The sequence below is a fragment of the Lentzea sp. NPDC020367 genome (assembly GCF_044387305.1).
Lineage (GTDB): Bacteria > Actinomycetota > Actinomycetes > Mycobacteriales > Pseudonocardiaceae > Lentzea.
In genome coordinates this window covers 185,790-205,854 of record NZ_JBIRVV010000003.1, presented here as the reverse complement: position 1 = coordinate 205,854, position 20,065 = coordinate 185,790, and the positions used below count along the sequence as shown (strand labels likewise).

The following is a 20,065-nucleotide window of genomic DNA, read 5'->3' as shown; positions in this document are numbered from 1 at the left end:
CCACTGGCCCTGTTTGTCGCCAAACGTCCATGTTGGCCGGTGCGGTGGAGGTAGGGGGAGAATATTGTCTGCTCCACCCGTCTGGAGCAGGCTGTGCAAGCGGGGTGATGCCTAGTCCAGGTCGCCGGTCAGGTAGCGCTGGAGGTTCGGGCCGATCGTCCTGACCACGGTCTCCACGTCGGCCGAAGCCAGCGGCTCGAACCGCACGACGTACCGGACGATGCCGAGTCCCACCATCTGGGTCGCGCACAGCGTGGCCCTGAGCTCGCGGTGCTCGGCGCCGATCTCCGCGAGCACGTTCTTGAAGATCGCGTTGATGAGGAACGACTTCAGCGCGCCCGCCACCTCCGGCTGGCTGGTGACGCTGCGGATCAGGGCCGCGAACGTGCCGCCGCCGGTCGCGTCCCACACCGTCACGAAGGTGCGGACGATGCGTTCGCCCGCGTCCTGCACCGGGCCGTCGAGCAGGCGTTTGAGGAGCTCGGCAGGGTCGAACGGGAGCTGCAGCACCGACTGCGCGAACAGGCCTTCCTTGCCGCCGAACCAGTGGTTGACCATGGCGGCGTCCACGCCCGCCTTGGCGGCGATCGCGCGTACGGTGGCACCGTCGTAGCCCTTTTCCACGAACACCTCGCGGGCCGCGGCGACGAGCGCCGCCCTGGTGTCCTCGCCCGCGGCGCGACGGCCTCGGCGTTTCTGGTTCACTTGCTCCACACGGGCCATAGTTCAACAGTTGTTGAATTTATGCAACAATCAACGGCATGGTGAGCGTCATCGGGGCTGTGGCCGCCGCTGGTCTTGGGGCCGTCAGTCCAACGCGTGAGGAGTTCCGCGAGCTCGCGGTCAACCGCCGGGTCATCCCGGTGGTGCGCAAGCTGCTCGCGGACGCGGAGACCCCGGTCGGTCTGTACCGCAAGCTCGGGGCCAATCAGCCGGGCACGTTCCTCTTCGAGTCGGCGGAGAACGGCCGCTCCTGGTCGCGATGGTCGTTCATCGGCGTGCGGTCCACGGCGGCGCTCACGGCGACCGGCGGCGAGGCGTTCTGGACGGGCACGCGGCCCGTCGGGCTGCCCGACGGCGGCGACCCGCTGCAGGCGTTGCGCGAGACCATCGAGGTGCTGCGCACGGACCCGTTGCCCGGCATGCCCCCGCTGACCGGCGGCATGGTCGGCTACATCGGCTACGACGCGGTGCGGCGCCTGGAGCGGCTGCCCGTCATCGCCGAGGACGACCTGAAGATCCCCGAACTGGTCATGCTGCTGGCGACCGACCTCGCCGCGCTCGACCACCACGAGGGCACCGTCACGCTCATCGCGAACGCGATCAACTGGGACGACTCGACCGAACGGGTCGACGCCGCCTACGACGACGCGGTGCGCCGCCTCGACGAGATGACCACGGCGCTGCACACGCCCGCGCCGCCGACGGCCGCCGTGTTCGCGCGGCCCAAGCCGGAGTTCCGGCGCCGGCGCTCGCAGGCCGAGCACTTCGCGGCCGTCGAGAAGGCCAAGGAGGCCATCCGCGCGGGCGAGGCGTTCCAGGTCGTGGTGTCGCAGCGGTTCGAGATCGAGACGGACGCCGACGCGCTCGACATCTACCGGGTGCTGCGCGCGACGAACCCCAGCCCGTACATGTACCTCCTGCGCCTGGACGGGTTCGACATCGTCGGATCCAGCCCGGAGTCGCTGGTGACGGTGCGCGACGGCAAGGCGACCACGCACCCCATCGCGGGCACCCGCTGGCGCAGCGAGGACCCCGAGGAGGACGCCCTGCTCGAGAAGGACCTCCTCGCGGACCACAAGGAACGCGCGGAGCACCTGATGCTCGTCGACCTCGGCCGCAACGACCTGGGCCGCGTCTGCAAGCCGGGTTCGGTGCACGTCGTCGACTTCTTCAAGGTCGAGCGGTACAGCCACGTCATGCACATCGTGTCGACCGTGACCGGTGAGCTGGCCGAGGGCAAGACGGCCTACGACGCGGTCGCCGCGTGCTTCCCGGCCGGCACCCTGTCCGGTGCGCCCAAGCCGCGCGCGATGGAGCTCATCGAGGAACTGGAGCCCACCCGCCGCGGCCTCTACGGCGGCGTCGTCGGCTACTTCGACTTCGCCGGGGACGCGGACACCGCCATCGCCATCCGCACCGCCCTGGTGCGCGAGGGGGTGGCCTACGTGCAGGCCGGCGGCGGCATCGTGGCCGACTCGGACCCGCTGTCCGAGGACAACGAGTGCCTGAACAAGGCGGGCGCGGTGCTGGCCGCGATCGCCACCGCGCAGACGATGGCGCCGGCAGTTGAAAGCTAACTCTCCACTGTGGACCGCCGCGCTCCTGCTCGTGGGCGCGGCGGGAGCCTTCTGGGGCGCCGACTCGGTGCCCGTCGCGCTGCTGTGCCTCGCGGCCGTCGCGGCGGTCGTCGCGCTGAGCGGGGTGGCGCGCCGGGCCCTCGGCGCGTTGCTGATCGTGGTCGGCATCGTGGCGGCGGCCTCCGGCCACTGGCTGGCTGCCGCCGGCGGCGTGCTCATGGCGGGTTCCGGCGCGCTTCAGGTAGCGCTGGGGGGCCGGATGCCGAAGATCGGGATGGGTGGGCAGAAGCCCCGCACGCACGACCCCGAGACGGACCTGTGGCGCGCGCTGGAGCGCGGGGATGATCCGACCGACGATAAGACCCCCGGCGGACCTGCCTCGAACGAGTGAAGATCATTCAACCGCGTTCACGCATGTGACAGGCGCAAAGCCTCGGTTAGCTGCGTGGACACTTGAACCCCGGTGGCGGAGGCGTTACTCCGGCGGGGTTAGCATCCCCGTAGCGGGAAGGGGAGCAACACTGTGACGGTTCTCGAGTCGATCCTCGAAGGTGTGCGTGAGGATCTCGCCGCTCGCGAGGCTCAGTTGTCCTTCGAGGTGGTCAAGGAGCGCGCGACCAAAACCGCTCCGCCGCTCGACGTGCTGTCGGTGCTACGCGGGCCGAATGTGGGTGTCATCGCGGAGGTCAAGCGCCGCAGCCCCTCCAAGGGGGCGCTGGCGGAGATTCCGGAGCCTGCCGACCTCGCGTCCGCGTACGAGGCGGGCGGCGCGTCGGTGATCAGCGTGCTGACCGAGCAGCGCCGCTTCGGCGGGTCGCTGGCGGACTTCGACGCGGTGCGCCGGGCGGTGAAGATCCCGCTGCTGCGCAAGGACTTCATCGTGTCGCCGTACCAGGTGCACGAGGCGCGCATGCACGGAGCGGACCTGGTGCTGCTGATCGTGGCGGCGCTGGAGCAGAACGCGCTCGTGTCGCTGCTCGATCGGGTGGAATCGCTCGGCATGACGGCGCTCGTCGAGGTGCACACCGCCGAAGAGGCGGACCGTGCCCTGGAAGCGGGTTCGTCGGTGATCGGCGTGAACGCGCGCAACCTCCACACGCTGGAGGTCGATAAAGACGTTTTCGGCAGGATCGCTCCGGGACTACCCTTCGAGACGATCAAGATCGCCGAGTCGGGCGTGACCGGGCCCGGCGACCTGATGTCGTACGCCGGCGCCGGTGCTGACGCGGTGCTCGTCGGCGAAAGCCTGGTGACCAGCGGAGACCCCAAGGCCGCCGTGAACAAGCTCGTGACCGCGGGCTCACACCCCGCGTGCCCCCGGCCGAGCCGGTAAGGCACGGTTGATTACAGCGCTAGAGGAGCTATTCGATGGGCCAGTTCACGCCCACACCGCATGATCCAGACGCACGTGGCCACTTCGGCCCGTGGGGTGGCCGGTTCGTCCCGGAGGCCCTGATCGCCGCGGTGGACGAGCTGGCCGCCGAGTACGACAAGGCGCGGCTCGACCCGGAGTTCGTGAACGAGTTCCAGCGCCTCCTTCGCGACTTCGCGGGCCGTCCGTCCCTGCTGACCGAGGCCCCGAAGTTCGCGGAGCACGCCGGTACGCGGGTCTGGCTGAAGCGCGAGGACCTCAACCACACGGGTTCACACAAGATCAACAACGTGCTCGGCCAGGCGTTGCTGACCAAGCGCATGGGCAAGCAGCGCGTCATCGCCGAGACCGGCGCCGGCCAGCACGGCGTGGCGACGGCGACGGCGTGCGCGCTCCTCGGCCTCGACTGCGTCGTCTACATGGGCGAGGTCGACACCGAGCGCCAGGCGCTCAACGTCGCCCGCATGCGTCTGCTGGGCGCCGAGGTCATCCCGGTGAAGTCCGGGTCGCGCACCCTGAAGGACGCGATCAACGACGCGTTGCGCGACTGGGTCGCCAACGTCGACGAGACGCACTACCTGCTCGGCACGGCCGCGGGCCCGCACCCGTTCCCGCTGATGGTCCGCGACTTCCACCGGATCATCGGCATCGAGGCGCGCGAGCAGATCCTCGAGAAGACCGGGCGCCTGCCCGACGCCGTCGTCGCCTGCGTCGGTGGCGGCTCGAACGCGATCGGCATCTTCCACGGCTTCATCGACGACGCCGACGTCCGTCTCGTCGGTGTCGAGCCCGGTGGTTCCGGCCTCGACAGCGGCAGCCACGGCGCGACGCTGACGGCCGGCACGCCCGGCTCGTTGCACGGCGCGATGTCGTACGTCATGCAGGACGCGGACGGCCAGATCACCGAGGCGCACTCGATCTCCGCCGGTCTCGACTACCCCGGCGTCGGTCCCGAGCACTCGCACCTCAAGGACATCGGCCGCGCCGAGTACTTCCCGGTCACCGACGCCGAGGCCATGGAGGCGTTCGCCCTCCTCTCGCGCACCGAGGGCATCATCCCGGCGATCGAGTCCGCGCACGCCCTGGCGGGCGCGCTGAAGCTCGGGCCGTCGCTCGGGCCGGACGGACTGCTGCTCGTGAACCTCTCCGGCCGCGGTGACAAGGACATGGACACGGCCGTGAAGTACTTCGGCCTCGCTGACGGGGGACAGGCCTGATGTCGTTGTCCGACGTGTTTTCCGCCGCGCGCGCCGAGTCGCGTGCCGCGCTGATCGGCTACCTGCCCGCGGGTTTCCCCACGGTCGACGGTTCCAAGGACTACCTCCGTTCGATGGTCGAGTCCGGGTGTGACCTGGTCGAGGTCGGCCTGCCGTTCTCCGACCCGGTGATGGACGGCCCGACGATCCAGGCCGCCGCCGAGCAGGCGCTGGCCGCGGGCTTCCGCGTGCGCGACCTGTTCGACGTGGTGTCTGCGGTGACCGACGCCGGTGGGCGTGCGGTCGTCATGACGTACTGGAACCCGGTGCTGCGCTACGGCGTGGACGCGTTCGCACGCGACCTCGCCGCCGCCGGTGGGCTCGGCATCATCACGCCCGACCTCGTTCCGGACGAGGCCGAGGACTGGATGGCCGCTTCCGCCGCGCACGGGCTCGACCGGACGTTCCTGGTGGCGCCGTCGTCGACCGAGGAGCGCATCGCGATGACCGCGCGTGCGTCCTCCGGCTTCCTCTACGCCACCGCGGTCATGGGCGTCACGGGCGCCCGTGACGTCGTGTCGTCCGCCGCCCCCGAACTGGTTGCACGGGTGCGTGAGCACACCACGCTGCCGATCGGTGTCGGGCTGGGTGTGCGCTCTGGCGCGCAGGCCGCCGAGATCGCCGGGTTCGCGGACGGCGTCATCGTCGGGTCGGCGTTCGTGTCGGCCGTGAACGAGGGCGACGCAGCGGTGCGCGCGCTGGCCGCCGACCTCGCCAAGGGCGTGCGGTCGGCTCCTGCGACCGTCTGAACCTCCTTTGCTCTGTACAGCCGCCCGGCCTTCTGGCCGGGCGGTTTTGCTTTGCCGGGGAGCCGTTGATGTTCCTCCAAGAGCATGACACGGATTCGAACACCTGATCGAGTGAACCTGGGTCGGTTGGGGCCAAAACCCCGTTTGGCTGTCGGCCTGACCTGCGATCGTGGACTTATGCACAACCCAGCCATCCAGCCGACGTGCCACACTGGTGGTGCGAAGGCGGTCAACGGAGGTGATGCCCAGTGGCGGCGCCAGCCGAAGTCAAAATCGATTTCCTGCTGCCCAACCACGAGGGGCCGTGGACGATCGAGGACGTCCTCGCCTTGCCGGAGGACAACAGCCAACGCATCGAACTCGTTGACGGGATGCTGTACGTGAGCCCGCTCGGGACCGCCGCGCACCAGCGACTGGTGTTCGAGGCGTCGTACGCGCTGCGTGGAGCGTGTCCGAAGGAGTACGAGGCCACGATCGAGTTGAACGTCGAGTTCGACAACCGGCGCCTGTTCATCCCCGACTTCACCGTGCTGAAGAAGAGGGGTGCGAAGGGACTGACGGTGCCGGTCGAGGACGTGCTCCTCATCGGCGAGGTGCTCTCCCGGAGCACCAAGTTGAAGGACCTGGTGGTCAAGCGCCAGGTCTACGCGGAAGCGGACGTGCCTTACTACCTGATCATCGACCCGGCAAAGGGCGTGCCTGACGCGACGCTGCTTGAACTCGGAGACGAGGGGGAGTACGTCGAGATCGCGCGGAGCGTGAACGGTGTGCTGACCTTCGATCGGCCGTTCCCGGTGACCATCGAACTGCCTTCCTAGCCGTAGAGCCACTCCAGCCGTTCGTGCAGGTCTGCCGCGGTCCACGAGGCGAACATCGCGTCACGGACCGCCGCCGCCTCGCCGGCCGGGTGGTAGACCTCCCGGCCCATCCACCGTGACGCGTGGTGGACGCGCGCGGTCCGCTCCGAGCGGAGCGCCACGTACCGCGCAAAAGAGCCGGCCACGTCACGGGGATCGAACACCGAGGAGAGGCACACGGCGTCCTCCAACGCCTGACAGGCGCCCTGGGCGGCGTACTGCAGCACCGGATGGGCGGCGTCGCCGAGCAGCACGACCCGCGAGTCCTGCCAGTTCGTGATCGGCGCGCGGTCGCACAACACCCACGCCCGCCACTCGTCGGCCAGCTCCATGATCCGGGCCGCGTCGTCGCACAACGGCGTGAAGTGCTTCATCACCTCGGCGTGCTCGACGGGCTTGCCGGTCATGGGGTCCGTGGCGCCGTTGTCCGCGGTGGCGACGAGGTTCACGTACCGCCCGCCCGCGATCACGTACCAGACGACGTGAAAGCGCGGTCCCGCCCACAGCGTGACGACGTTCTCCTTCAACGACCGCGGCACGTCCTGAGCGGGAATGACCGCGCGAAAGGTCGTGTGCCCGGACACCTGCGGATCTCCGTCGCCCACGAGTTGCCGCCGCACCGCCGACCGCAACCCGTCAGCACCGATCAACGCCTCCCCGTGCACGAGATCGCCCGACCGCAACACCGCCGTGACCCCGCCCGCGTCCTGTGTGTAGGCCTCGACGCCGCTGCTGACCCGAAGGTCGATCCGCTCGTCGTTCTGGCAGGCGTCGAGCAACGGCGTGAGCACGTCGTTGCGATGCACCACCGCATAGGTGCCGAACCGCTCCTGAAAGCCCTCGTCGATCGGCAACCCGGCGATCTGCCGCCCGGACACCCCGCACCGCAACCGCAACTCGTCCACGTGCACGGCCCGAGCCCGCACAGCACCACCCACACCCACGGAGTCGAGCATGCGAAACCCGTTGGGCCCGACCTGGATGCCCGCGCCGATCTCCTCGAACACGGCCGCGGCCTCCAGCACCGTCACCCGCTGCCCGGCCCGCGCGAGCCCGAGCGCCGTCGCCAGCCCGCCGATACCGCCGCCGACCACCAGGACCGTCATGTCCGACCTTTCGGGAGTCCGCCCCAGACCGCGTCCGAGTATCTCGGTTCGGCGATCACGAACCCCCTAAGGTCGCGAACCCGAGCCCAGCGGATGGCAGAACGGGCATGGTTTCGCCCTCCCGGCGGAGGGAGAACGGGCGAATGGTGCACTGTTCCGCTGTCTCGGATAGCGGGGCGCGTTCGGCGGATTCGCCCAGCTGGAGTCACGAGGCTCACGTGCTTATGGGCTGCGACCACACACACGCGCCCAGCCGGGTAACCCCAATTTCGATTCTAGTGAGCGGCACCGACAGGGTTCGGGCCGATAACGATCGAGCGTCCCCACGAGACGCTCACAAGCCGACCGGTACGGTGGGCGCCGTGTTGGACGCCCTCCTGGCCACGATCCCGAGTCCCGACCGCGGTGTTTGGTACCTCGGTCCCCTCCCGCTCAGGGCCTACGCGCTGTGCATCATCGCCGGCATCATCGTCGCCATCTGGTGGGGTGAGCGCCGCTGGGTCGAACGCGGCGGCATCAAGGGTGAGGTCACGGACATCGCCGTGTGGGCGGTGCCGTTCGGCCTCGTCGGCGGGCGGCTCTACCACGTCATCACGGACAACCAGAAGTACTTCGGGCCGGGCAAGGACCCGCTCGCGGCGCTGGAGATCTGGAACGGCGGCCTCGGCATCTGGGGCGCCATCGCGCTCGGTGCCGTCGGTGCGTGGATCGGGTGCCGGCGCAAGGGCATTCCGTTGCCCGCGATGGCGGACGCGCTGGCGCCCGGCATCGTCGTGGCACAGGCCATCGGGCGGCTCGGCAACTACTTCAACCAGGAGCTCTACGGCGGCGACACGACGTTGCCGTGGGGTCTGGAGATCTACCGCCGGGTCACGCCGGAGGGGCGTGAGGACGCGCTGGCCGGTATCGCCATCGACCACACGCCGATCCAGGTCGTGCACCCGACGTTCCTCTACGAGCTGCTGTGGAACCTCGGTGTCGCGCTGCTGATCGTGTGGGCGGACCGGAAGTTCCGGCTCGGTCACGGGCGGGTGCTCGCGCTGTACGTCGCGGGCTACACGGCCGGTCGGTTCTGGATCGAGCTGATGCGCACCGACGAGGCGACGCTGATCCTCGGCACGCGCGTCAACGTGTTCGTGTCGGCGATCGTGTTCTTCGGAGCGATCGCGTACTTCATCATCGCGAAGTCCCGCGGTGAGCGTGAGGACGTCGCGGCGCTGCGCGGCACGGACCAGCCGACCGAGGCCGAACTGGCGGCAGAGGACAAGAGCGTCACCGACGTCGCCGAGGACAGCGGCGAAGCCGGCGAGGACGACGTTGCCGAGAAGGACAAGAAGAACTCCCCGGAGTCCGTCAAACCGGAGTGATCTGTGCGCGTGCTCGTCGTCGAGGATGACGACCGGGTGGCCAGAGGCCTGCTGACCGCGCTGCGGCATGCGGGCTACGAGGTGCATCGGGTGGCCACGGCCGCTGACGCGCTGCGTGCCGCACCTGCCGACGTGGTGTTGCTCGACCTCGGCCTGCCCGATGGCGACGGTCTGGACGTGCTGCGCGAGTTGCGGCACCGGCCAGGCACCGCCGTCATCACCGTGACCGCACGCGGCGAGGAACGCGAACGCGTCCTCGGTCTGCGGGCGGGCGCCGACGACTACGTGGTGAAGCCGTTCGGCACGTCCGAGCTCCTCGCACGGATCGAGGCCGTCCTCAGGAGGACGCGCACGCACCGCGCCGAGCCGGAGAGCGAAGGGCCGCTCCGGATCGGACCGCTGCAGATCAACACGTCGACGCGTGCGGTCACTTTGGACGGTGAGCCGCTCTCGTTGACCCGCAAGGAGTTCGACCTGCTCGCCCTCCTCGCCACCCGCAAGGGCGAGGTCGTGAGCCGCGACTTCATCGTGGACCAGGTGTGGCAGGCGCACTGGGAGGCGCCGTCACGGACGCTGGACACGCACATCGCGGCGTTGCGCGGGAAGCTCGGCGGCCACGCCAAGATCGAGACCGTCCGCGGAGTGGGCTACCGCCTCGCCACGTGACGAGTCTCCAAGAGACATCCACAGGTGCGTGCGGAACAATCGCAACCGATGCTCCGCCGACTGCTCGTCATCACCGTTCCGCTGCTCGTCGCCCTGGTGGCGGCGCTCGGCATCCCTTTGGCGTCCGCGGTCGTGCAGCGCGAGACGCAGACGACCTACCTCGACCGCCTCGGTGACGCCAGCAGGTTCGCCTCGCTCGGCGAGAGCGCGTTGCAGTCGGACCGGCTGGAAGCACTCAGCCAGGAGATCCAGCGCTACGACAACCTCTACGACATCCCCGTCGCTCTGGTCAGCGCGGACAAGCGAATCCTCATGTCGTCACGGCAGGGGTTCAACCCCAGCAACGACCCCGAGGTCACGAAGGCCCTCAACACGGCGTTGAACGGTGGCGTGAGGCCCGAGCCCGAGTACACGGGCTGGCCGTGGCGCACGGGCCCGATGGTCGTGGTCGAGCCGGTCGGACGGGACAGCGAGGTCGTGGCCGCCGTCGTCACCATCTCGCAGACGGGCGACCTCCGCGCCGAGGTGCTGAGGCAGTGGGGACTGATGGCGCTCGCCGGCCTCGCGCCGATGCTGGCTGTGGTCGCCGCCGCCTGGCCCATGTCGCGGTGGGTGCTCCGGCCGGTCGGCAGGCTCGACGAGGCCACCGCGGCCGTCGCGCAGGGCAACCTCGACGTGCGGGCGGACGAGGTCGGCGGGCCGCAGGAGCTCCGCAGGCTCGCGCGCAGTTTCAACGTCATGGTCGACGTCGTCGGCAAGGCCCTGAACAGGCAGCGGGCGTTCGTGGCGGACGCGTCGCACCAGCTGCGGAACCCGCTGGCCAGCCTGCGGCTCGCCGTCGACAACCTCGAACCGCACGTGGACGGCGAGCTCGCGCGGGAAGCGCACCAGATCGCGGTCGAGGAGGCCGAGGAGATGGGGCGCGTGCTCGACACGCTGCTCGCCGCGACCCGTCTCGACAGCGCACGGCAGACCGAGCCCGTCGAGATCGACCAGCTGCTCACGACGCACAAAGCGGCTTGGCAGGCGCTAGCGAGCAAGTCCGGGGTCACGCTGAAGATCGACGTCCCGGCGGGCCTCACCATGCAGGAACCGCCCGGTGGCCTGGGCAGCGTGCTGGACGAGCTCGTCAGCAACGCCATCCGGCTCGCCAACGCCACCGAGGTCGTGGTCACCGGCAGTCTCGGCGAGCTGCACGTCGTCGACGACGGCGACGGCCTGAGCGCCGAGGAACGCGAGCTGGCGCTGCAGCGGTTCTGGCGCGCCACCAAGCACCAGAACGTCGCGGGCACCGGCATGGGGCTCGCGATCTGCGCCGAGCTGATCGAGTCGGCCGGCGGCACGCTCACCCTGCACGACGCGGCCCCCGGCCTGGACGTGAAGGTCGCCCTCAGCGCTTCACGGAACGGAACCAGCGCATAGCGCCGTCGTGCAGCGGCACGAGGCCGGTCGCGATGCCGGTGCGGACGTTTATCCGCGACGCCTCCGGGTGCCCCTCCACGATCCGCGCGGTCTCGGTGAACACCGTGCGCGTCACGACCTCGACGACGTCCGCGCTCAGCGACTCGCGCGCCAGCAGCAGGTTCGGCACCGCGAACGTCTGGTTCGCCGCCACGTCCTCGTAGGTGGTGCTGGGGATGGTCGCGGGGATGTACGGGCCCTTGTACTTCTCGGCGAGCTTGATCGCCTCGTCCGGGATGTTGATCAGCCGCACGTTGCCCTGCAGGTCGGTTATGGCGGGCGTCGGGATGCCGGTCAGCGCCAGCATCGCGTCCAGCGACCCGTCGGCGACGCGCCGGGAGGCCTCCGCGTGCGCCATGCGTTCGTCCATTGCGGACAGGCCGAAGAACCCCAGCATCCGTTCGGCGGTGAACTCCGTGCCGGAACCCTTGGGACCCAACGAGATGCGCTTGCCCGCGAGATCACCGAAGGTGTGGATCGGGGACGCCGACGGCACCGCGATCTGCATGAAGCTGTCGTAGAGCCGGCCGACCGCGCGCACGCTCTGCGGGTCGTCGATCGGGTCCAAAGAGGACAGCGCGAGCTGGGCTTCACCCGAGCGCAGCAGTTGCAGGTTCTCAACCGATGCAGCAGTCGGGATGGCGGTGACCTTCGTGCCGGGCAGCTGCTCGGCCAGCGCGGCGGCCAGAGCGCCCCCGACCTCGCGGAACACCGCGCCTTCCGGCCCGGTCGCGAGCACCAGTTCGGCGGGTGCCTCGACCCTGCGCGGGGTGCACCCGGCGAGAGCCAGTCCGGCCCCTAGCAGAAGTGTGCGACGACGAAGCGACACCGATGAAGCCTAGCTGTTACGTCAGGGCTGTCTGAAGTTTCCTCACGCCGGGTTGTCGGGCCAGGTGGCGCGGCTCACTCTCTCTCCCAACACGTAGTTCAAGGAGGAACAGTGGCCACCACGACCACAGGGCGCAAACCGATCTACAAGCACCTCTACTTCTGGGTGCTGGTCTCCATCGTTCTGGGCGCTGCCGTCGGCTTCCTGTTCCCCAAACAGGCGTCCGAGATGAAGTGGCTCGCCGACCTGTTCGTGAACCTCGTGAAGGTCGTCATCGCGCCGACCATCTTCGCGACGATCATCGTCGGCATCGCGGGCCTCGGAAACCTCGCCAAGGCGGGCGGGCTCGCGCTCAAGACGATCCTCTACTTCACCGCGATGACCACGGTGGCGCTCGCCATCGGCCTCATCGTCGTGAACATCGTGCAGCCGGGTCACCACGGCGGCGACATCACGCTCAACGCGAGCCAGGCCGACGCGACGCTCAAGTCCGCCTCGACCACGGAGACCGGTGTCACCGGCTTCATCCTGAGCCTGGTGCCGAAGTCGTTCGTCAGCGCGTTCACCGACGGCCAGCTGATCCAGGTGCTCGTGGTCGCCATCCTCGTGGCCATCGCGGTCGCCGGCATGGGTGAGCGCGGCGCCAAGGTCGTCTCCGCGATGGAGACGCTCTCCAAGGTGATGTTCGGCATCATCAAGATCGTCATGTACGTCGCGCCGATCGGTGCCTTCGGCGGCATCGCCTACACCGTCGGCAAGTTCGGCGGCAGCGTGCTCGGCAAGCTGCTCTGGCTGATGGGCTCGTTCTACGCGACCTGCATCCTGTTCGTCATCGTGGTGCTCGGCCTGGTGGCGCGGTTCGCGGGCTTCAGCCTGCTGAAGTTCCTGCGCTACATCAAGGACGAGATCCTGATCGTGCTCGGCACCTCGTCGTCCGAGTCGGTGCTGCCGCGCATGATGGTCAAGCTGGAGGCGGCGGGCGCGCAGAAGTCGGTCGTCGGCCTCACCATCCCGACCGGGTACTCGTTCAACCTCGACGGCACCTGCATCTACCTGACCATGGGCGCGATCTTCATCGCCCAGGCCACGGGTCATGACGTGTCGATCGGCGTCCAGATCGGCCTGCTGGCCTTCATGCTGATCGCGTCGAAGGGCGCGGCGGGCGTCACCGGCGCCGGCCTCGTCACCCTGGCCGCCTCACTGCAGGCCTTCGAGGCGCACTCGGCCATCCCCGCGGTCGGCATCGCGCTGATCGTCGGCATCGACCGGTTCATGTCCGAGGCCCGCGCCATCACGAACGTCATCGGCAACGGTGTCGGGTCGCTCGTGGTCGCCGCCTGGCAGAAGGGTCTCGACAAGGAGCGCCTGACCCACGTGCTGAACAACCCGGACAGCGTCGACGTCGACGACCTGCTCGCCCAGCAGACCGGTGCCGAGGGCGACGACAAGAAGGAGCCGGTCACGGCTCACTGAGAACGTCCGTGACCGGAGGCGTCTCCTCGCCTCCGGTCACGAGACCTCAGACCTCCATGTATGCCGAGGTCCCGCTCTCCCCGCATGCGGCGTGGGGTGAACGGGGCCTCGGTCTCGTTTGGCAGGCAACAGTCGCGGTCTGCCCCGGTGGACAGTGGCGCGGTGGCTGTGGCCGGTTTCGAGTGAGCGTCCGCTAACTGGGACGACAATGGCTCGACCAGCGAAAACGCGTGGGTACCCAGCTCATCCAGTGGCAAACCGGGAATGTCGCGCAACTCTCATCCGGCTGGCCGATGTTGAACGTTCGGTTACGCTTACCCGGCTGTAACGAGCGTCGACGTTGGCTGCAATGTCGCTCCCAGGCCGGGAATCGTTACACATCCATGACCTAGATCACCCATTGGCGGGTGTCCCTGGGTTTCGCGGCTGTTAAAGTCGCGTCAACACGCGGGCCATCGTCGTCCCGTGCTCCCTTGTTGGTTCGAGGTCTGAGCACGAGGACATTGTTCTTTAGCGAGGACGACGAAGGAGGTCTGCGCAGTGATCTTCTCCGCCATCCCCGGCCCCCAGGGTCTTTACGACCCGGCTGATGAGCGCGACGCGTGCGGCGTCGCCATGGTGGCCGACATCCAGGGCAGGCGTTCCCACGGCATCGTCGTCGATGCCTTGACAGCGCTGGCGAACCTGGAGCACCGGGGCGCCGCGGGCGCCGAACCCACTTCGGGTGACGGTGCTGGCATTCTTCTGCAGCTGCCGGACGAGTTCCTGCGTGCTGTGGTCGATTTCGACCTTCCCGAGCGCGACCAGTACGCGGCGGGAATCGCCTTTCTTCCGTTTGAATCCGAAGAACGCGTCGCCGCGATGCAGGAGATCGAACGCATCGCGGAAGAGGAGAGCCTCGTCGTTCTCGGCTGGCGCGACGTCCCGACCGAACCGGAGAAGGCCAACGTCGGCCCGACCGCGATGTCGGTGGCGCCGCACTTCGCGCAGCTCTTCGTGAAGGGCACGCGCGACGAGGCCGGGATCGCCCTGGACCGCCTCGCCTTCTGCCTGCGCAAGCGGGTCGAGCACGAGGGCAGCGTCTACTTCCCCTCGCTGTCGGCGCGAACGATCGTCTACAAGGGAATGCTGACGACCGAGCAGCTGCCGGCGTTCTTCCCCGACCTGCACGACGAGCGCCTCTACTCGGCGATCGCGTTGGTGCACAGTCGTTTCTCCACGAACACCTTCCCGTCGTGGCCGCTCGCGCACCCGTTCCGGTTCGTCGCGCACAACGGTGAGATCAACACCGTCCGCGGCAACCGCAACCGCATGCGTGCCCGCGAGGCGTTGCTGGACAGCGAACTCATCCCAGGCGACCTCGCCAGGCTGTTCCCGATCTGCAACCCGGACGGCTCGGACTCGGCGTCGTTCGACGAGGTGCTGGAGCTGCTGCACCTCGGCGGCCGCAGCCTTCCGCACGCGGTGCTGATGATGATCCCGGAGGCGTGGGAGAACCACGCCACGATGGACCCGAAGCGCCGCGCCTTCTACCAGTTCCACGCGAGCCTCATGGAGCCGTGGGACGGTCCGGCCTGCGTCACCTTCACCGACGGTGAGCTGGTCGGCGCGGTCCTCGACCGCAACGGCCTGCGCCCCGCCCGCTGGTGGCAGACCGCCGACGGTCGCGTCGTTCTGGCATCCGAGACCGGTGTGCTCGACGTGCCGTCCGACCAGGTGGTCGCGAAGGGGCGGCTGCAGCCCGGCCGCATGTTCCTCGTGGACACCACGCAGGGCCGCATCATCGACGACGACGAGTTCAAGTCGTCGCTGGCCTCGGAGTCGCCCTACGACGAGTGGCTGCACGCCGGCCTGCTCGACCTCGCCGACCTGTCGGACCGCGAGCACGTGACGCAGAGCCACGAGTCCGTCGTGCGCCGCCAGCTCACCTTCGGCTACACCGAGGAGGAGCTGCGGATCCTGCTCACGCCCATGTCGATCATGGGCATGGAACCGCTGGCCTCGATGGGCACCGACACCCCGGTCGCCGCGCTCAGCCAGCGTTCCCGGCTGCTCTACGACTACTTCGTGCAGAACTTCGCGCAGGTCACGAACCCGCCGCTGGACGCGATCCGCGAAGAGATCGTCACGTCCGTCAAGCGCGTGATGGGCCCCGAGCAGAACCTGCTCGAACCCAGCCCTGTCTCGTGCCGCCACGTGACGCTCGACTACCCGGTGATCGACAACGACGAGCTCGCCAAGCTCATCCACATCAACGACGACGGCGACCTGCCGGGCTTCGCCTGCACCGTCCTGTCCGGACTGTACGAGGTGGACGGTGGCGGCGAGGCGCTGACCGCCGCGATCGAGCGCGTGCGTCGCGAGGCGTCGGAGGCCATCGCGAACGGTGCTCGCACGCTGGTGCTGTCGGACCGCGACTCGGACCACCGCATGGCGCCGATCCCGTCGCTGCTGCTGGTCTCCTCGGTGCACCACCACCTGGTGCGCACCAAGGAACGCCTGCGGGTCGCGCTGGTCGTCGAGTCCGGTGACTGCCGCGAGGTCCACCACGTCGCCGCCCTGCTGAGCTACGGCGCCGCCGCGGTGAACCCGTACCTCGCGTTCGAGACGATCGAGGACCTGATCAGCCAGGGCGCCATCTCCGGCGTCCGCGCGCACAAGGCCGTGCGCAACTACGTCAAGGCGCTGGTCAAGGGCGTCCTGAAGATCATGTCGAAGATGGGCATCTCGACCGTCGGTGCCTACACCGCGGCGCAGATCTTCGAGGCGGTCGGCCTGTCGAACGACCTGCTGGACGAGTACTTCACCGGCACGCAGTCCAAGCTCGGCGGCGTCGCGCTGGACGTGCTCGCCGAGGAGGTGGCGGTGCGGCACCGCCGCGCGTACCCGGACAACCCGACCGACCGCGCGCACCGCAGGCTCGAAGTCGGTGGCGAGTACTCCTACCGCCGCGAGGGCGAGCTGCACCTGTTCACGCCGGAGACGGTGTTCCTGCTGCAGCACGCCACGAAGACGCGCAAGGAGGACGTCTTCCGCCAGTACACGGCGGAGGTCGAGCGCATCTCCCGGCAGGGCGGCACGTTGCGCGGGCTGTTCAAGTTCCGGGGCGAAGGTCGCACGCCGATCCCGATCGACGAGGTCGAGCCCGTCAGCTCGATCGTCAAGCGCTTCAACACCGGCGCCATGTCCTACGGCTCGATCTCGGCCGAGGCGCACGAAACCCTTGCCATCGCGATGAACCGCCTCGGCGGCCGGTCGAACAGCGGCGAGGGCGGCGAGGACCGCGAGCGCCTGTACGACCCGGAGCGGCGTTCCGCGGTCAAGCAGGTCGCGAGTGGACGGTTCGGCGTCACGAGCGAGTACCTCGTGAACTCCACGGACATCCAGATCAAGATGGCGCAGGGCGCGAAGCCCGGCGAGGGCGGCCAGCTGCCCGGCTTCAAGGTCTACCCGTGGATCGCGCGCACCCGGCACTCCACGCCGGGTGTCGGTCTCATCTCGCCGCCGCCGCACCACGACATCTACTCGATCGAGGATCTGGCGCAACTCATCCACGATCTTAAAAACGCGAACGAGCAGGCACGGGTTCACGTGAAGCTCGTCTCGTCGATCGGTGTGGGCACGGTCGCGGCCGGTGTGGCCAAGGCCCACGCGGACGTCGTGCTGATCTCCGGCTACGACGGCGGCACCGGTGCCTCGCCGATGAACTCGCTCAAGCACGCCGGCACGCCGTGGGAGATCGGCCTCGCCGAGACCCAGCAGACGTTGCTGCTCAACGGGTTGCGCGACCGCATCACCGTCCAGGTCGACGGCGCGCTGCGCACCGGCAGGGACGTCGTCGTGGCCGCGTTGCTGGGCGCGGAGGAGTTCGGCTTCGCCACCGCGCCGCTGATCGTCGCGGGCTGCGTGATGATGCGCGTCTGCCACCTGGACACGTGCCCGGTCGGCGTCGCCACGCAGAACCCGGACCTGCGGGCCCGCTACACCGGTCAGGCCGACCACGTCGTGAACTTCTTCGAGTTCATCGCGCAGGAGGCCCGCGAGATCCTGGCCGAGCTCGGTTTCCGCACGATCGACGAGGCCGTCGGTCACGCGGAGCTGCTCGACAAGGACGAGGCGATCGAGCACTGGAAGACCGCGGGCCTGAACCTGGACCCGGTCTTCGAGGTGCCGGAGACCCCGTACCCGACGGCGAAGCGCAAGATCCGCGACCAGGACCACGGCCTCGACAAGGCCCTGGACCGCACGCTGATCCAGCTCGCGGAGGCGGCGCTGGAGGACGCGCACCAGGTCAAGCTGGAGCTGCCCGTCCGCAACGTCAACCGCACCGTCGGCACGCTGCTCGGCGCCGAGGTCACCCGTCGCTTCGGCGGCGAGGGTCTCGAGGACGACACGATCCAGGTCAGGCTGACCGGGTCGGCCGGCCAGTCGCTCGGCGCGTTCCTGCCGCGCGGCATCACGCTCGAGATGGTCGGCGACGCGAACGACTACGTCGGCAAGGGCCTGTCCGGCGGGCGGATCATCGTCCGGCCGTTCGAGGACGCGCCGTTCCGCGCCGAGGACCAGGTGATCGCGGGCAACGTGATCGGCTACGGCGCCACGTCCGGTGAGATCTTCCTGCGCGGCCGCGTCGGCGAACGCTTCTGCGTCCGCAACTCCGGTGCGCTGCTGGTGGCGGAGGGCGTGGGCGACCACGCGTTCGAGTACATGACCGGTGGCCGGGCAGTGGTGCTCGGGCCGACCGGGCGCAACGTCGCGGCCGGCATGTCCGGCGGTATCGCGTACGTGCTCGACCTGGATCCCCTGTCGGTGAACCAGGAGATGGTGAATCTGCAGCGCCTCAGCGCCGAGGACCTGCGTTGGCTCAAGGACGCCGTCACCAAGCACCACCTGGCGACGGGTTCCGCCGTCGCCGCGTCGTTGCTCGGTGACTGGACCCGTCGGGCCGGTGCGTTCACGAAGGTCATGCCCGGCGACTTCCAGCGAGTGATGGACGCGATGCGTCTCGCGCGCGCCGAGGGCCGGGACGTTGACGCGGCTGTCATGGAGGCGTCTCGTGGCTGATCCACAGGGTTTTATGAAGCACACCCGCTCCGACGCGCCCAAGCGCGCGAAGCCGGAACGGTTGCAGGACTGGAACGAGGTCTACCTCCACGAGGACCCCGTCGATCGCAACAAGGCCGTGCGCACGCAGGCCACGCGGTGCATGGACTGCGGCATTCCCTTCTGCCACAGCGGAACCGCGGGCTGTCCACTCGGGAACCTGATCCCCGAGTGGAACGACCTGGTGCGCCGCGGCGACTGGGAGCTCGCCTCGGACCGCCTGCACGCCACCAACAACTTCCCGGAGTTCACGGGCCGGTTGTGCCCGGCGCCGTGTGAGGCCGCCTGCGTGCTGTCGATCTCGCACGACGCCGGCGGTGCCGTCGCGATCAAGCGGGTCGAGGAGACCATCGCGGACGTGTCGTGGGAGAACGGCTACGTGCAGCCGGCCCAGGCGACGGTGTCCTCCGGCAAGCGCGTCGCGATCGTCGGCTCCGGTCCGGCCGGGCTCGCCGCCGCGCAGCAGCTGACCCGCGCGGGCCACGAAGTTGTTGTGTACGAACGGGACGACCGGCTCGGTGGCCTGCTGCGGTACGGCATCCCCGAGTTCAAGATGGAGAAGAAGGTCCTCGACCGCAGGCTGTCGCAGCTTCGCCGCGAGGGCACGAAGTTCGTGACCGGCTGCGAGGTCGGCGTCGACATCACCGTCGAGGAGCTGCGTGCCGAGTTCGACTCGGTCGTGCTCGCCGTGGGTGCGTTGCGGGGCCGTGACGACAAGACGACCCCTGGGCGTGAGCTCAAGGGCGTGCACCTCGCGATGGATCACCTGGTGCCCGCGAACCGCGCTGTCGAAGGCGACGGCCCGTCCGCGATCTCGGCCGAGGGCAAGCACGTCATCGTCATCGGCGGTGGCGACACGGGTGCCGACTGCTACGGCACCGCGACCCGCCAGGGCGCGCTGTCCGTGACGCAGCTCGACCAGTACCCGATGCCGCCGTCCGTCCGCGACGACGACCGTTCGCCGTGGCCGGTGTGGCCGCACATCCTGCGCACGTACCCCGCGCACGAGGAGGCCGGCGAACGCCGCTTCACCGTGGCCGTCAAGCGTTTCGTGGGCGACGACGAAGGCCACGTGCGCTTCATCGAACTGCAGCAGGTGCGCGTCGAGAAGGACTCGTCCGGCCGCCGTTCCGTGGTGCCGCTGACCGACGAGATCGAGGTCCTGCCCGCGGACATGGTGCTGCTGGCGATCGGCTTCGAGGGCGTCGAGCACATGCGTCTGCTGGACGACCTGGGCATCTCCCTGTCGGCGCGCGGCACGATCTCGTGCGGCTCCGACTGGCAGACGGCCGCGCCCGGCGTGTTCGTCTGCGGGGACGCGCATCGCGGCGCCTCCCTCGTGGTGTGGGCGATCGCCGAGGGGCGGTCCGTGGCGAACGCCGTGGACAAGTTCCTCACGGGTTCCTCGAACCTGCCCTCGCCGGTCATCCCGAACCAGCTTCCGCTCGCTGTGGTCTGACAACGGCGTCCGACCAGCGGAGAGCAGCATGACGCCCCGGCCGACAACGACGTCGGCCGGGGCGTTC

Annotated in this window: 15 protein-coding genes; 12 read left to right on the top strand and 3 right to left on the bottom strand. The window is 69.1% G+C overall.

The genetic code is table 11. The features are described from left to right. Positions 1–111: 111 nt before the first annotated feature. Positions 112–723 (bottom strand): TetR family transcriptional regulator, encoded by a 612-nt coding sequence (locus ACH413_RS13240; protein WP_360041553.1) that lies wholly within the window; start codon positions 721–723, stop codon positions 112–114. A 38-nt stretch (positions 724–761) separates the two neighbouring features. Between ACH413_RS13240 and ACH413_RS13235 the strand changes: the two genes are divergently transcribed. The 6 genes from ACH413_RS13235 (at position 762) to ACH413_RS13210 (ending at position 6,495) form a co-directional block, all read left to right on the top strand. After that, the gene (locus ACH413_RS13235; RefSeq protein ID WP_360041550.1) at positions 762–2,300 is read left to right on the top strand and encodes an anthranilate synthase component I; all 1,539 of its coding nucleotides are present in this window, start codon (positions 762–764) and stop codon (positions 2,298–2,300) included. After that, on the top strand, positions 2,290–2,691 hold the full coding sequence (locus tag ACH413_RS13230; RefSeq protein WP_360041547.1) for a hypothetical protein: 402 nt from the start codon (positions 2,290–2,292) through the stop codon (positions 2,689–2,691). The genes ACH413_RS13235 and ACH413_RS13230 overlap by 11 nt, the downstream gene beginning before the upstream one ends. 132 nt (positions 2,692–2,823) lie before the next feature. Next, the gene (trpC, locus tag ACH413_RS13225; protein WP_093597267.1) at positions 2,824–3,633 is read left to right on the top strand and encodes an indole-3-glycerol phosphate synthase TrpC; all 810 of its coding nucleotides are present in this window, start codon (positions 2,824–2,826) and stop codon (positions 3,631–3,633) included. 35 nt (positions 3,634–3,668) lie between these two features. Beyond that, on the top strand, positions 3,669–4,889 hold the full coding sequence (trpB, locus tag ACH413_RS13220) for a tryptophan synthase subunit beta (protein WP_360041543.1): 1,221 nt from the start codon (positions 3,669–3,671) through the stop codon (positions 4,887–4,889). After that, positions 4,889–5,677: a tryptophan synthase subunit alpha gene (gene trpA, locus ACH413_RS13215; RefSeq protein ID WP_396424976.1), complete on the top strand. Its 789-nt coding sequence runs from the start codon at positions 4,889–4,891 to the stop codon at positions 5,675–5,677. Before trpB ends, trpA begins: the two co-directional genes overlap by 1 nt. Before the next feature lie 248 nt (positions 5,678–5,925). Further along, positions 5,926–6,495 carry a Uma2 family endonuclease gene (locus tag ACH413_RS13210; RefSeq protein WP_360041540.1) on the top strand — a complete coding sequence of 190 codons (570 nt, stop codon included), beginning with the start codon at positions 5,926–5,928 and terminating at the stop codon, positions 6,493–6,495. On the opposite strand, the gene ACH413_RS13205 is transcribed toward ACH413_RS13210, so the two are convergent. After that, positions 6,492–7,640: an FAD-dependent monooxygenase gene (locus tag ACH413_RS13205; RefSeq protein WP_360041537.1), complete on the bottom strand. Its 1,149-nt coding sequence runs from the start codon at positions 7,638–7,640 to the stop codon at positions 6,492–6,494. The genes ACH413_RS13210 and ACH413_RS13205 overlap by 4 nt on opposite strands. A gap of 353 nt (positions 7,641–7,993) precedes the next feature. Here ACH413_RS13205 and lgt point away from each other — a divergent pair, with 353 nt between their 5' ends. From lgt to ACH413_RS13190, 3 genes are read left to right on the top strand one after another with little or no spacing between them, the layout of a single operon-like run. After that, the gene (gene lgt, locus ACH413_RS13200; RefSeq protein ID WP_396424975.1) at positions 7,994–9,007 is read left to right on the top strand and encodes a prolipoprotein diacylglyceryl transferase; all 1,014 of its coding nucleotides are present in this window, start codon (positions 7,994–7,996) and stop codon (positions 9,005–9,007) included. 3 nt (positions 9,008–9,010) lie between these two features. Further along, complete coding sequence (locus tag ACH413_RS13195) at positions 9,011–9,673, top strand: response regulator transcription factor (protein ID WP_330273362.1); 663 nt, start codon at positions 9,011–9,013, stop codon at positions 9,671–9,673. 48 nt (positions 9,674–9,721) lie between these two features. Then, positions 9,722–11,095 carry a HAMP domain-containing sensor histidine kinase gene (locus ACH413_RS13190; RefSeq protein ID WP_360041533.1) on the top strand — a complete coding sequence of 458 codons (1,374 nt, stop codon included), beginning with the start codon at positions 9,722–9,724 and terminating at the stop codon, positions 11,093–11,095. Here the strand turns inward: ACH413_RS13190 and ACH413_RS13185 are convergent. Beyond that, the gene (locus tag ACH413_RS13185) at positions 11,064–11,963 is read right to left on the bottom strand and encodes a TAXI family TRAP transporter solute-binding subunit (RefSeq protein WP_360041530.1); all 900 of its coding nucleotides are present in this window, start codon (positions 11,961–11,963) and stop codon (positions 11,064–11,066) included. The two genes, ACH413_RS13190 and ACH413_RS13185, sit on opposite strands and share 32 nt — an antisense overlap. A 111-nt stretch (positions 11,964–12,074) precedes the next feature. Here ACH413_RS13185 and dctA point away from each other — a divergent pair, with 111 nt between their 5' ends. From dctA to ACH413_RS13170, 3 genes are all read left to right on the top strand, one after another. Next, on the top strand, positions 12,075–13,436 hold the full coding sequence (gene dctA / locus ACH413_RS13180) for a C4-dicarboxylate transporter DctA (protein ID WP_360041528.1): 1,362 nt from the start codon (positions 12,075–12,077) through the stop codon (positions 13,434–13,436). A 540-nt stretch (positions 13,437–13,976) separates the two neighbouring features. Beyond that, entirely contained in the window at positions 13,977–18,500 is a 4,524-nt protein-coding gene (gene gltB / locus ACH413_RS13175; protein WP_360041524.1) for a glutamate synthase large subunit, read from the top strand. Then, positions 18,493–19,998, top strand: a complete 1,506-nt coding sequence (locus tag ACH413_RS13170) for a glutamate synthase subunit beta (protein WP_360041521.1) — start codon at positions 18,493–18,495, stop codon at positions 19,996–19,998. The genes gltB and ACH413_RS13170 overlap by 8 nt, the downstream gene beginning before the upstream one ends. The last annotated feature ends 67 nt before the right edge of the window (positions 19,999–20,065 follow it).